The sequence below is a fragment of the Brumicola blandensis genome (genome assembly GCF_031846165.1).
Classification (GTDB): Bacteria; Pseudomonadota; Gammaproteobacteria; order Enterobacterales; family Alteromonadaceae; genus Glaciecola; species Glaciecola blandensis.
The window spans coordinates 84,500-98,055 of record NZ_JAVRIE010000003.1 but is presented as its reverse complement, the minus strand read 5'-3'; the positions used below and the strand labels follow the sequence as shown (position 1 = coordinate 98,055).

Sequence of the window (13,556 nt, the reverse complement as noted above, 5' to 3'; positions counted from 1 at the left end):
ATTAATGAACAAGTAAACTACAAGTAAAAAGGAACAACAATGGCGAATATTACTCGCATAGTCGGTCGCGAAGTACTCGATTCAAGAGGCAATCCAACAGTCGAAGCAGACGTATATTTGGAATGCGGAGCTATGGGCCGCGCATGTGCGCCATCCGGTGCATCTACAGGTTCAAGAGAAGCTTTAGAATTACGTGACGGCGACAAATCTCGCTATTTAGGTAAGGGTGTATTAAAAGCAGTCGCAGCCATTAACGATAAGATTGCACCGGCACTAAGCGGTAAAGATGCTGCAGACCAAGCGGGCGTCGACCAAGTCATGATCGACTTAGACGGTACTGAGAATAAAGAAGTGTTGGGTGCCAACGCTATCTTAGCTGTGTCACTTGCTGTAGCAAAAGCAGAAGCAATCAGCCAAAAACTACCTTTATATGCGCATATCGCAAACTTGAATGGTACATCTGGACAATACAGCATGCCGGTACCCATGATGAACATCATCAACGGTGGTGAACATGCCGACAACAACGTCGATATCCAAGAATTTATGGTACAGCCAATTGGTGCTCCATCGTTCGCTGAAGCATTAAGAACGGGTGCTGAGATATTCCACAGCTTGAAGAAAGTATTGTCTGCCAAAGGTTTGAACACTGCAGTGGGTGATGAAGGTGGCTTTGCGCCAAACTTGACCTCAAACGCTGAAGCATTAGCAGTCATCGTTGAAGCTGTTGAAAACGCAGGCTATAAAATGGGTACTGACGTGACCTTGGCGCTTGATTGTGCGGCTTCTGAATTTTACAAGAACGGTCAATACGTATTAAGTGGCGAGAGCAAATCATTTGATTCAAATGGCTTCAGTGACTATCTAGCAAACCTTGCTTCTGAGTACCCTATCGTGTCTATCGAAGATGGTCTTGACGAGAGTGACTGGGATGGTTGGGCATATTTGACCAAGATCTTAGGTGACAAAGTGCAATTAGTCGGTGACGACTTGTTTGTGACCAACACTAAGATTTTGTCTCGTGGTATTGAAAATGGTGTGGGTAACTCAATCCTGATTAAGTTCAACCAAATCGGTTCATTAACCGAAACCTTGGCTGCGATTAAAATGGCAAAAGATGCAGGCTTCACGGCTGTTATCTCTCACCGTTCAGGCGAAACCGAAGACGCTACCATTGCTGACTTAGCAGTGGGTACAGCTGCGGGTCAAATCAAAACTGGTTCACTTTGTCGTTCGGACCGTGTTGCTAAGTACAATCAACTCCTTCGCATCGAAGCTGAATTGGCAGAAAATGGCACACCTGCTGCCTACAATGGTTTGTCTGAAATAAAAGGACAATAATTTCACACTTGCCGAGTTTTCCACCTGGCTAAAAGACTATTTTTAACCAGTTTTGTTGGAAAATCTTGTAAGATCAGTGAAACATTGACGAAAGAATAATGAAAGCGGCATCTTTATGTATTAAGATGCCGTTTTGTTTTTTATGAAGCTAACCAATGCAACGCTAAGTTGTGAGTATTTGATGTAATTAGATGAGCGAACAGCAACCCGATCAAACCAACATTTTTAACTTAGCCGAGCAATATCCCAATGTTGCTGAGTTATGCAATGCCTTGTATGAGCGCGAATTAATCAATCTCGCCTCAAGCAACATCAAAGATCCATCGCTCCTAAAACGTAAATTAAGCGGTCTTAGTTATCACATAAAAAATGCCGCAGAATTCCTGATTAACGAACCCACCCCCATTGAAGTCGACGTACATAATGGTACGTGGAAGTCGAAACAAGCAGCTAAATGCCCAGCGACCAAACTCATTGGTAATGAAGATGAGTTGGCAAAAGCGCATAACTGGTTTGCACAACACCATTTTCGCGGTGCGGTAGTCTGCATTTATGTGAATGAATACGGCAATGAACACATCGAGTTAGACTCTATCGATATGATCCCCTCTTCTGCCGAAAAGCTGCACGCCAATAAACATGGCTGGTTTAATTTAGATGGTAGCAGTTTAGAGGAAGCCAAAAGTCACACCGTCATTCAAATGGTGAAACCCAACAAAGCTATTGTAAGTGCCGCATGCAGTGGCCATATGTGGAATAGTAAAGGAAAGACGATCCCCCGCGCACTGACACTAAGAGAACTTTTACTCTCGACCAACATCAATTGGACCACGTTCAAATAAAGCAAAAAAGGGGTCCAAAAAAGGGGTCAGAGTTAATTAAAAAAGGGGTCAGAGTTAGTTAATTCAATAGTCCAGTTTCCCCAAGTACAGGATTGCAAAGCCCCCTCTATAAGATATATTGCCCGTATTGCTAATAAATCAATGGAATGAATATGGCAAGGCCAAGAAGACTTGGATTAAAAGGGATCAGCCAGCATATTATTCAACGTGGAAACAACCGACAACTCTGTTTTACTCGCGAATTTGACCGTGTCGCTTACATCAGTTGGTTAAAGGAATACAGCACAAAATACAATGTCGCAATCCATGCATGGGTACTTATGTCAAATCACGTCCACCTGCTCTGCACACCGTTTGCTGACAACAATGGTGTCAGCAAAATGATGCAGTCTTTAGGGCGAAAATATGTGCGTTACTTCAATGACAATCATCAACAAACCGGTACTTTGTGGGAGGGGCGATTCAAAGCCTCGCTTGTTTGCTCAGACAGTTACATGCTGAGTGTATATCGTTACATCGAACTGAACCCAGTGCGCGCCAATATGGTGAGTTCACCTGCACAGTATAAATGGTCTAGCTATCATTTTAATGCTCATGGCCGACACTCTGAACTATGTCAGCCGCATGATATTTACTTAAATCTTGGCTGCGATTCAACAGCTCGACAGCGATCCTATCGTAAATTATTTGAGAGCAGCTTAAGTGACGCAATGACTATGAAAATACGAAGTTCGGTCAATAGAGAGCTTGTTATGGGAGACGAGAAATTCAAAGCTCACGTGCAAAACTTATCTGGAGTGAAATTGAAGAGTACCCGCATTGGCAGGCCGCCGAAAAATTAATTAACTCTGACCCCTTTTTTAATTAACTCTGACCCCTTTTTTGGTTTTACTCGACAAAAGACTCATCAGTCAGGCTGGTTAAAAAGTTGATTAAGTCCTGTTTTTCTTCTTCTGTAATATCAAAGCCCTGTACGAAAGGGCTTTTGAGTGGATTGTTGATGCCATCGCCGCGCCCACCAGCGGCGTATATATCGATGACCTCAGAAAGCGTAGCCACTGAGCCATCGTGCATGTAGGGGGCACTGAGCTCAATATTTCTTAGCGTTGGCGCTCTGAACTTTCCACGATGAGCGTCATTAAACGTAATATCGGCTAGTCCCTGATCACCATTTGCATAACTTCCTTTTTCATCTTCGTTGTATAAACCCGTGTTGTGAAAAGAAACTAAATCGAGCTTCTGAAAGGCGTGTTTACTAGACTGAGTGAAGTTGAAGCCGCCATGACAATGAAAGCATTCAAGTTTCTCAGAAAAAAACAAATCCATACCGCGAATAGCTGACTCTGACAGAGCACTGTCGTCGTTAAAATAAGCGTAACGGTCAAAGTCCGAATTGAAGGATGTTAAGCTACGAACATAGCTAGCCAAGGCTTTCACAATATTGTCAAAATCGACCTCGGCATTGTCAAATGCCAAGGCAAATTCATCTTCATACTCCTCAAGACGCGCCAATATCTCAGTTTCAAAACCACTCACCCCCATCTCAATCGGCTCTTCATTGAACAAGGGAATTAAAATTTGTTTCTCTAATGAACCCAAGCCGTTGTGAGCCCAAGTAAAGCTGCCATTATAGGCCACATTTACCAGCGCCATTGAGTTTCGTGCTAGTGCTTCACCCGTTGTGCCAATTGATACTTTTTTAGGGTCAGAAAATGCAAATGATTTGAGGTGGCAAGAAGCACAAGATTGCTGTTCATTTACCGACAAGCGCACATCGTTGAATAGCTTCTCACCCAAAGTGACTTTCTCTACTGTCATGGGGTTATCTTCGGGTACATTGGGTGCCGGAAAACCCGGTGGAATTTGCCATTCATAAGGTGTTGGTTTTGGTGAACATGCACCTACCCCAATCAGAATTACGGATACTAAGCTCACCTTGAGAGCACCTTTACGCCGCTTGCCCAACATAGTCTATTCGCCTTCCGTCATTTCACGCGGCACTACAGAAAACACCTTATTGTTACCGCTATTGTTCAGCAGTTTCTGACAACTTGGATCGTCGATACTAGAGAACATGCAGGTCGTTGATTGGCTTGGCATGAGGTCACCTAAAACAAGAGAGAGATCCATATTAATCACCACCTCGTTATTTTGCAGGCTGTTGAGCTTAAGCGGTAGGCTCACTTCAATCCGGTTTGGAAACTTACATTCTTGGTCAGGCGCACGAACCATTGCGGCTGATTCACAACCCACACTGCCTAAATGAAAAGACCAAGCTTCACTCATTTCATTTTGCATGTCCCAGCGAATAAATTTATACCCATTGCGCCACGCCCAAAACATAGACGAATCATTTAATGGTGATGATTGAGTGACTGGGTTTTGATGATTTATCTCAAAAGGTACGCCAAGAGAAAAGCGAAGCTCTAGCGATTCATTACTGGCCAAAAACAAGTCAATTGAATCTTCGACGCTAAAAGAAACTTGTAGGTTTGTCCGGTTTTCTGCACAGTCGGGTGATTGACGAATCAGTGCAACGTTCTGGCTTTGCCACGCATTATCCACTAAGGTTAATGGATAGGACGTATGTTCATCGGTGATCCTCAGTTGACTGATGAAAAATGCCAACTCATTAATAGACCAAAGCTTATCGTCAATGCTTATGCGCGTATTACATGCTAGGCTTTGGTCAGCAAAGCTCGGCACAAATTTGATGTATTGGTTTGTCGGCTCATTTTTAGTTGGCGAACAAGCACTGAGGCCCAACAGCAAAAAACAAAGCCACAGTGAACGAGAAGTACCACCAGCATAAGGGACATAGCGCTTTTTATGCCATCGCTGGCATGTTAAAAATAGAATTGAATGTAGCGCTGAGAACACAATAAACGGAACCGACATGAAAAAGTATCTCAATAGTTTACGCATCTTACTTGTAATTACCATAGGGATTTGTACGCAAGCAAACGCACACATGGACCATGATAAGGCAAGATTTGTTGCCGCCAATGGTAGCGACAAAGGTGATTGTAAGAATCGCTTCCGTCCTTGTGCAAGCATTGGCTATGCAGCACAACAAGCGAACAAAGGCGATGCCGTATTAGTCGCGCAGGGTGAATATCACTTAGAGGCTTTTGCAGATGTTTTCTATCTTATCAGTGATGTCGTCCCTGCATACGGTGGCTTTCAAACCTTAGATAATTATCAAGTTCAAAACCCAAATGCCTTCCCGACGACCATTGTTGGCGTTCCGGTCGAATATGCTAATCAACTACATGATAAGGGCTTCAATGTCATTGTTGATAGTAAGGGCAAAACTGACTTAAGTGATGCTGAGTTAGACAAGAGCTTGGCGCAAGTTGAAGTAATGTACCAATCTCAAGCCGAAACTCCGTGCGTGAATGGTGCTGCAGGGGCATTCCCATGCAACAATATGTCACTCTTATCACATGTACCCGTAAATGAGTTTCCAACGTCGAGCCAGAGAGCAAATGATATTTGGGGCCATGTTGACCTCAATACAATGAAGGAATATGCCTTAGTAGGGCTTCGCAGAGGTGTCGCATTAGTCGATGTTTCTGATCCTGTAAACCCATTTGTTATTAATGCAATCCAAGGTCAGGACACAACTTGGCGTGATATTAAAGTTTACCAATACTTCAATCGCGACCTAAATAAATGGGAGGCTTATGCATATGCTACGGCTGATAGTGCTACTGAGGGCTTGACTATCATGAACTTGAGCAATCCTGATGACGGACTTGCTTTAGTTACACGCGATATCAACGATCGATCTGCGCACAATATTTACATATCAAATGTTGATTATGGACTAAATATCAAGAATTCTCTCGCCGAACCGCAAGCGCATATTCTAGGCTCTAATGTGCGAGGCGGCTCACTGCGTAGCTATCGTATAAGTGCACCTGAAACACCGATCCCGACCTACTTCCTTTCTAATGCGAATCGCTCCGACTATACACATGACGCATCCTCTTTACTTATTAATGATGTAAGAGCGGACCGAGATTGTGTCAATAAAACCGCAGCAGGTTGCACAGTCATGCTCGATTTCAACGAAGGCACCTTGCGTCTTTGGGATCATTCAGCCCTCGGCGGTGCGGTTGAGCTGTCATCGGTAAGCTATCCCAATGTAGAGTACACGCACTCTGGTTGGTGGAGCGAAGATCGCCAGTATGTAATATTACATGATGAACTAGATGAGCAGCGCAACGGCTTAAACACCACCGTTCATATTTTTGATATTTCTGATTTGAATGCGCCTACCCTCGTTTCAACTTGGGTGGGACCGACTAGAGCCGTCGACCACAATGGCTTTGTTCGTGGCAATAAATACTACATGTCGAACTATACTCGAGGTGTGACGGTACTCGATTTATCAGATCCAACATCACCTACTGAAATTGGCTACTTTGATACCTTCCCAAGTATTACCAATGCTTCATTCAATGGCGTTTGGGGCGTTTACCCCTATCTACCGAGTGGCATCATTTTGGCCAGTGATATTCAAGGCGGCCTTTATGTTCTGAAAGATGAAACACAAAGTAGTGGCAAAGATGACCTACAATTCTCTACCAACATGTATGAAGTGACTGAAGGTGAAGATTTAGCGATATCAGTGATTCGCTCCGGTACACAAGCCATTAGTGTTGACTATCAAATCATAAGAGGTGCAACAAGCTCAAATGATTTTGAGGCAATCGAGTCAGGTACAATTTCGTGGGATGCGGGTGACTCAATCCCCCAAACAATCACCATCAGCGCCCTTGACGACGGAAACGGTGAAGGTACGGAAAGTATGTTCATTCGCCTTGAAAACCCATCGCCAAATGCAGAGCTTCTAAGCCCGAATATCGCTAAAATTGATATTTTCAGCCTTACCGGTCGATTGTCCTCAGTGATTATCCCTGATGATGATATTGAAGTTAAAGAAACTGACGGTAGCTTTGCACTCACAGTGACTCGCTCTGGGGCGGCAGACCAAGCGGCGAGCGTTTCTTTGTCAATCGAAAGTGATACAGCCCAAGCAGGCATAGACGCAAGCCTAGCAGCCACTAGTCTCGAATGGGCCGTTGGCGAATTAGGTGATAAAAGCGTTAACGTGAACATTGTGAATGATAGCGACAGTGAAGAAACTGAAACTTTTTCTATCATTTTAGAAAGCCCCGAAAACGTGACGATTGAAGGTAGTGGTAGTGTATTAGTCAGCATCCTTGATGATGATTCAAACTTGGCTCCTGAAGTGAACGCTGAAGCGAGCTTAAACGTAAACGCAAGAGCGATGGTATCTTTAGTTGCAACGGCGAGCGACCCAGAAAACCAAACAATGACTTTCGCTTGGGCTCAAACTTCTGGTCCAGATGTCACCTTAAGCGACGCAGACGCTCTTACAGCAACGTTTACTGCACCTGATGCCGATGCGACATTAGGCTTTGAGTTTACCGCAACTGATGAGTTTGGTTTACAAGCCAGCACATCTGTTAGTGTATCAGTTGAAGCCGCAGAGCCAGTGCAGCCTCCAGTAGTAGTGTCGCCACCGCCGGCTACACCACCAAGCAGTTCAGGTGGCGCACTTTGGTTATTTAATGCCTTGGTGCTAATAGCACTGAGCAGACGTTTAGCATTACAAGAATAGAGAAAAGTTGAGTCTTGGCAATTGAATAGTAGTACATCAATCCTGAAGTGGCTGTTTTCCCATCTTCGACCATACATTACCAAGGTTGCCTTGGCTTTAGTCGCTCTTTTCGTAGGCGCAATGGCGTGGCTCATTTTGGGCCAGGGCGTTCGCTTAGTTGTTGATCAAGGCTTTGTTGCAGGCGATGAAACCATGTTGCTTCAATCCCTGTTGTTGGTGCTTGGCATCGCTCTTATCGGCAGCGTCGCAACCTATTGCCGCTTTTATCTTATGGTTTGGCTTGGTGAGAGGGTTTGTGCTGACATTCGCAAAGCCTTGTTCTCGCATTTGGTTACCTTGTCTCCAAACTTTTATGCGGAAGCTCGCACAGGGGAAGTCATTTCCCGTTTTACAAGCGATACCACCTTACTACAGTCAGTTGTGGGAACCGGCGTGTCGATGGCCTTGCGCTCCTTAGTCATGTTCATTGGAGCCATCATTTTGATGGCAATTACCAGCACAACCTTAACGTTTTATGTCTTCATTGCCGTTCCCGTCATTCTTCTACCTATCAAATTACTCGGTAAAAAAGTGCGACACTTTGCCAAAGTGAGTCAAGATGATGTGGCTACCATGGGCACATTGATTGATGAAAATTTACATGAAATACATACCATCCAAAGTTACAACCATGAAAGCCAAAGCGTTGCCGCTTTTGACAACAGCGCAGAACAAATCATGCGCAGCGCGGCCAAGCGCATCCACTATCGGGCATTGCTCATCGCACTTATCATGTTCATTAGTCTTAGCTCCATATTTGTTGTGGGCTGGATAGGTGCTTTGGATGTAATTGCCGGTAAAGTCACACCAGGTGAACTTACTGCTTTCGTTTTCTATGCGGTGCTAGCTGGCGGCTCAATCGCCACAATCAGTGAAGTCATTGGCGATTTACAGAAAGCGGCTGGCGCTAGTGAGCGCATTGTAGAATTAATGAATACCCAAGCGGATATTCCACAAGCGAATAAGGCTACAGATACTTCATCGGCTTTGTTGCAAGAACCTACTCAAATGGCACAAAGTGCTGCTGACCCTATTCTCTCATTGAACAATGTGAACTTTAGCTATCCTTCTGTGCCCGACAAACAAATCATTCATGACTTATCATTCAATGTAAAAACTGGTCAAAAGCTAGCTATTGTCGGTCACAGCGGCGCTGGTAAATCAACGCTGTTCGACCTGATGATGCGTTTTTACAACCTAGATTCAGGCGAAATTCTATTGGGGAAACAAAAGCAAACGGAGCTTGATGTTGATACTGTCAGGCGGCATTTTGCTCTCGTCCCTCAAGATGCTGTTATTTTTGCAATGTCAGTTGCCGACAATATTCGTTTGTCCTCGCCAGATGCCAGTGATGAAGCTGTTATAGAAGCAGCCAAATTAGCCTTTGCACATGAATTCATAGAGGGATTTGTAAATGGTTACGATACTCAGCTCGGCGAACGAGGGGTTAAGCTGTCAGGTGGACAAAAACAACGCATTGCGATTGCGCGAGCAGTGTTGGCTAAACGCCCTATCTTATTGCTAGATGAAGCCACTAGTGCATTGGACGCCAGTAGCGAAAAATATGTGAAGCAAGCGCTCGATACCTTAATGAACCAAACTACCACGATTATTATTGCTCATCGACTCTCTACCGTCATCAATGCGGACAATATCATCGTTTTAGAGCATGGGCGTTTAATCGCGCAAGGTACGCATGAATCACTGTTAGAAAGCAGTCCAGTGTACAAAGAGTTTGTTGACCTCCAGTTGAGTTAATACGCTTCACGCAAAAAGATATAATCTAATAATCTGCAAAATTGAAAAACCTTGTAACAATTAAAGTGTTTTTAACCCAGCTTACGAACTTAAATCTCTATTCGAAAGTAGTACTATAGTTGTAATAGCTCAATTTGGGCATTCGCGCCTTCGACAGAAAGGCAAATTCTAACTAGCTTTGGAAAGCATCATGTTTGTAAACTTTACACGTAAATCGTTATTAGCGGTTTTCTTGTCTTCAATGGTATTTACTGCCGTTGCTGAAGACAAAAAAGAAGACGCTAAAGACGAAGAGAAAAAGAAAGAAACACTCACTGAGATATTAGAAAAGAAAGACGCCTTTGAAGGCTTTGTTGATATCTATCGCGACAAAAAAGACGGTTCAGGTCTAGTCGTCTTTGATGAATCCCAACTTGATACGCCATTTTTGTATTTCGTTTCAACTGTTGACGGTGCCGTAGCAGCAGGCACATTCAGAGGTCAATTTAGAGGCTCACGTTTAATTGAGTTTCGCCGTAATTACGACCGCATTGAAGTAGTATCAAAGACACCTCGTTTTTACTTCGACCCTGAAAGTGCCGTAAGCCGCGCTGCAGATGCAAACATCAGCGAAGCTATTCTAGTCTCGACTAAAATTGAGCACGAAGATGAAGGTAAAATCGCGATCGACTTGAGCGCCCTGTTCGCCAACGAAGATTTGCATAGAGTTGCCCCCATGCCGTCTGACAATCCACAAGCAGAGAAGCGTCGCTTCAAGCCTGGAAAACTGTCAAAAGACAAAACAGCAATTAGTGAAGTGAAAAACTTCCCTGAAAACACCCATGTTGTCGTGCGCTATGTTTATGAAAATAGCACGCCGAAAGTAGGTGGCGGCGCTGAAATTTCAGATGCGCGTTATACTACTTTACAAGTTCAGCATGCTTTCATCAAAGCACCTGAAAACAACTTTCAACCACGTCGAGATGATGCCAGGATTGGTTACTTCTCTCAGCAGTTCGATGATTTAACATCAGACCAAACGGCTAACTATCGTGACGTGATCAATCGTTGGAATCTTGAGAAAAAAGATCCAAGCGCTGAAGTATCAGATCCGGTTGAGCCTATCGTTTGGTGGATTGAGAATACTACACCAGTCGAATGGCGTGAAACCATTATTAATGCCACATTGGCATGGAACACGTCATTTGAAAAAGCAGGAATTAGTAATGCGATTCAAGTGAAAATCCAGCCTGATGATGCCGAGTGGAGTGCAGATGACGTACGTTACAACGTTTTGCGTTGGACTTCATCACCGCGTCCTCCTTTTGGTGGATATGGCCCGAGTATCTCGCATCCTTTGACAGGCCAAATTATCGGTTCTGACATCATGCTTGAGTATAGCTTCATGAAAGGTCGCTGGATTGCGTCTGAAATGTTCACTGACGGCTATAACGCCCTAGAGTCTAGCTTACACGGCGACGAGCGCATGCTGTGCTCACTTGGTCATGAATTAAACTTAGGTTTGATGTTTGGTCAATATGCTGGTCTAGCTGACGGCATGGGCAAGATTGAAGAAGATAAGTTATTACGTCAGTCGATGTCTTATCTTATCCTACACGAAGTGGGTCACACCCTAGGTTTGAACCATAATATGATGGCGTCACAACTGCATGGACATGACGAAGCGCATGACGCTTCAATTACGCAGGGTATCTTGGCCGGCTCAGTGATGGACTATCCTTCAGTTAACTATGCGCCTGTGGGTAAAGAGCAAGGTGACTTCTACACAGAAAAGCCAGGTCCATACGATGATTGGGCTATTTTATACGGCTACTCACAAGCACTAGACGATCCAGAAGCTGAAGAAAAACGCTTAACCGCTATCCTTAATCGTTCAGCTGAACCAGAGCTGGCGTTCGGTAACGATGCTGATGATATGCGCTCTGCTGGTCGCCACGTTGACCCACGTATCAATATCTTTGATATGTCTGGCGAAGCGGTCGATTACGCACAAGATCGTTTTGAATTAATCAAGCACATGGCTGGCAAATTAAAAGACAAAACCCTTGTTGATGGTCGTTCGCACAACGACTTAGCAGTGGGCGTGAATGTCTTGTTTGGTGAGTTTGCACGTCAAGCGTCAGTCGTATCTCGTTATATTGGTGGTGTTTACCTAAACCGTGCTTTCGTGGGTCAGGAAGGCTATACACAGCCTCTTACACCAGTACCTGAATCAGAACAAAACAAAGCAATGAACACCTTAATGAGCTTTGTGTTTGCGCCAGATGCGATTGAAGAGATGGAACCTTTGTTCGCTTATATTCAGCGTCAGCGCCGTGGCTTTAGTGGTTGGGGACGTGATGAATCACCACGTTTGCACGACATGTTGTTAGGTGCTCAGAAGAACGTACTTGACCATGTATTGCATCCAAACGTATTGATCCGTTTAACCGATACAACGCTTTACGGTAATACATTCACAGCTGAAAAAATGATGGGCCGTTTAACCGACGCTATCTTTAAAGCTGACATTAAAGGCGATGTAAACTCTTACCGTCGTAACCTACAAGTTGAATACGTAGACCGTTTGATTGCAATGTCGGGCTTAATGAAAGAAAGCAAGTACGACAACTTCGCACAAGCGGCTTCTACCTATGAATTAGGAAGAGTGCTGGATATGGTGAAAAAATCTCGTGGCAACCAAGCAACGAAAATCCATAAGAGCTTCTTAAGAGGTAAAATCCAAAAGGCCTTTTATAAAGGTTAATTCGCAATAGCGATTTGGTTTTGATTTGATTTGAAGGACAGCTTTTGCTGTCCTTTTTTGTGCTCGAAAAACAAAAAAGGGGTCAGAGTTAATTAATTGCCACCGACAAATTAATTAACTCTGACCCCTTTTTCTCTGACCCCTTTTTCTATCTAGCTGTTAAGCGTAAAAACCTTGGTACCACTTCACAAACTGAGTAATACCTTCATCTAAGCTTGTGCTTGGGCGATAGCCTACGTCTTTTACCAATGCTTCTACATCAGCATAGGTGTCGGGGACGTCGCCTGGTTGCATTGGCAGTAAGTTCTTCTCGGCTGTTTTGCCCAATGCTTTCTCAATAGTTTCAATAAACGTTAACAAATGTACCGGCGTTTGTGCACCAATATTGTATACACGCCAAGGACCTTTGCTTGAGCTTGGTGATGGTGCTTTAGGATCCCAATTAGGGTTCGGCTGAGCAACGTGCATCATGGTCTTGATAACGCCTGAAACGATATCGTCAATGTAGGTAAAATCTCTGCGGTGATTACCGAAATTATATACGTCTATAGGGTCACCTGCGCTTATCGCCTTAGTGAACTTAAACGGCGCCATATCGGGGCGTCCCCAAGGACCATAAACGGTAAAGAAGCGTAAGCCTGTCGTTGGCAAGTCATATAGGTGGCTATAAGTGTGAGCCATCAATTCATTTGCTTTTTTGCTTGCTGCATATAAAGACACAGGATGGTCAACGTTATCATCGACACTGAAAGGCATCGCCTCATTGGCGCCATAAACCGAGCTAGAGGAGGCATACACTAAGTGCTCTACTTTATTGTGACGACAACCTTCCAGAATATTCATAAAACCAACAATGTTTGCGTCGACATAAGCGTGAGGGTTTTCAATAGAAAAACGGACGCCTGCTTGAGCAGCTAAATGTACGACACGATCAAACTTGTGCTCAGCGAACAAACTTTCCATTGGCTCACGGTGGGCAATGTCCATTTTGATGAATGTAAACTGCGCAGCATTTTGATGTTCGGCTATCCAGTCTAAACGCGCATCTTTTAGTGACGTATCGTAATAGTCGTTAATATTGTCGATACCCACAACTTCCATGTTCATATCAAGTAGTTGTCGACATGTATGTGCCCCAATAAACCCTGCGGCACCTGTTACTAGAATTTTCAATGTA

9 protein-coding genes are annotated in these 13,556 nt (G+C 44.1%); 6 read left to right on the top strand and 3 right to left on the bottom strand.

Annotated features, from left to right (window positions below):
* The first annotated feature begins 39 nt into the window (after nucleotides 1–39).
* The 3 genes from eno (at nucleotide 40) to RM544_RS08915 (ending at nucleotide 3,025) form a co-directional block, all read left to right on the top strand.
* The gene (gene eno / locus RM544_RS08925; protein WP_311361444.1) at nucleotides 40–1,341 is read left to right on the top strand and encodes a phosphopyruvate hydratase; all 1,302 of its coding nucleotides are present in this window, start codon (nucleotides 40–42) and stop codon (nucleotides 1,339–1,341) included.
* A gap of 191 nt (nucleotides 1,342–1,532) precedes the next feature.
* Nucleotides 1,533–2,183, top strand: a complete 651-nt coding sequence (locus RM544_RS08920) for a hypothetical protein (RefSeq protein ID WP_311361443.1) — start codon at nucleotides 1,533–1,535, stop codon at nucleotides 2,181–2,183.
* A 152-nt stretch (nucleotides 2,184–2,335) separates the two neighbouring features.
* Nucleotides 2,336–3,025 carry a transposase gene (locus RM544_RS08915; RefSeq protein ID WP_311361442.1) on the top strand — a complete coding sequence of 230 codons (690 nt, stop codon included), beginning with the start codon at nucleotides 2,336–2,338 and terminating at the stop codon, nucleotides 3,023–3,025.
* Nucleotides 3,026–3,071: 46 nt separating this feature from the next.
* Here the strand turns inward: RM544_RS08915 and RM544_RS08910 are convergent, their stop codons facing one another.
* A complete protein-coding gene (locus tag RM544_RS08910) occupies nucleotides 3,072–4,094 on the bottom strand; it encodes an MbnH family di-heme enzyme (RefSeq protein ID WP_311361738.1) in 1,023 nt (340 codons plus the stop codon).
* A gap of 60 nt (nucleotides 4,095–4,154) precedes the next feature.
* Complete coding sequence (locus tag RM544_RS08905) at nucleotides 4,155–5,081, bottom strand: MbnP family copper-binding protein (RefSeq protein WP_311361441.1); 927 nt, start codon at nucleotides 5,079–5,081, stop codon at nucleotides 4,155–4,157.
* Here RM544_RS08905 and RM544_RS08900 point away from each other — a divergent pair.
* The 3 genes from RM544_RS08900 to RM544_RS08890 all read left to right on the top strand — a co-directional run bounded on the left by RM544_RS08900 (nucleotide 5,080) and on the right by RM544_RS08890 (nucleotide 12,379).
* A complete protein-coding gene (locus RM544_RS08900) occupies nucleotides 5,080–7,836 on the top strand; it encodes a choice-of-anchor B family protein (RefSeq protein WP_311361440.1) in 2,757 nt (918 codons plus the stop codon). The two genes, RM544_RS08905 and RM544_RS08900, sit on opposite strands and share 2 nt — an antisense overlap.
* Nucleotides 7,837–7,956: 120 nt before the next feature.
* Entirely contained in the window at nucleotides 7,957–9,633 is a 1,677-nt protein-coding gene (locus RM544_RS08895; protein WP_432264480.1) for an ABC transporter transmembrane domain-containing protein, read from the top strand.
* Nucleotides 9,634–9,823: 190 nt separating this feature from the next.
* Nucleotides 9,824–12,379: a zinc-dependent metalloprotease gene (locus tag RM544_RS08890; protein ID WP_311361438.1), complete on the top strand. Its 2,556-nt coding sequence runs from the start codon at nucleotides 9,824–9,826 to the stop codon at nucleotides 12,377–12,379.
* A 159-nt stretch (nucleotides 12,380–12,538) separates the two neighbouring features.
* Here RM544_RS08890 and RM544_RS08885 read toward each other — a convergent pair whose 3' ends face one another.
* Nucleotides 12,539–13,552 carry an NAD-dependent epimerase gene (locus RM544_RS08885; RefSeq protein ID WP_311361437.1) on the bottom strand — a complete coding sequence of 338 codons (1,014 nt, stop codon included), beginning with the start codon at nucleotides 13,550–13,552 and terminating at the stop codon, nucleotides 12,539–12,541.
* Nucleotides 13,553–13,556 lie beyond the last annotated feature (4 nt).

What these genes read in the sequence shown, in the direction of transcription:
- eno (WP_311361444.1), top strand. Translation starts at nt 40, where the DNA reads ATGGCGAATATTACTCGCATAGTCGGTCGCGAAGTACTCGATTCAAGA.
- RM544_RS08920 (WP_311361443.1), top strand. Translation starts at nt 1,533, where the DNA reads ATGAGCGAACAGCAACCCGATCAAACCAACATTTTTAACTTAGCCGAG.
- RM544_RS08915 (WP_311361442.1), top strand. Translation starts at nt 2,336, where the DNA reads ATGGCAAGGCCAAGAAGACTTGGATTAAAAGGGATCAGCCAGCATATT.
- RM544_RS08900 (WP_311361440.1), top strand. Translation starts at nt 5,080, where the DNA reads ATGAAAAAGTATCTCAATAGTTTACGCATCTTACTTGTAATTACCATA.
- RM544_RS08905 (WP_311361441.1), bottom strand. Translation starts at nt 5,081, where the DNA reads ATGTCGGTTCCGTTTATTGTGTTCTCAGCGCTACATTCAATTCTATTT.
- RM544_RS08895 (WP_432264480.1), top strand. Translation starts at nt 7,957, where the DNA reads ATGGCGTGGCTCATTTTGGGCCAGGGCGTTCGCTTAGTTGTTGATCAA.
- RM544_RS08890 (WP_311361438.1), top strand. Translation starts at nt 9,824, where the DNA reads ATGTTTGTAAACTTTACACGTAAATCGTTATTAGCGGTTTTCTTGTCT.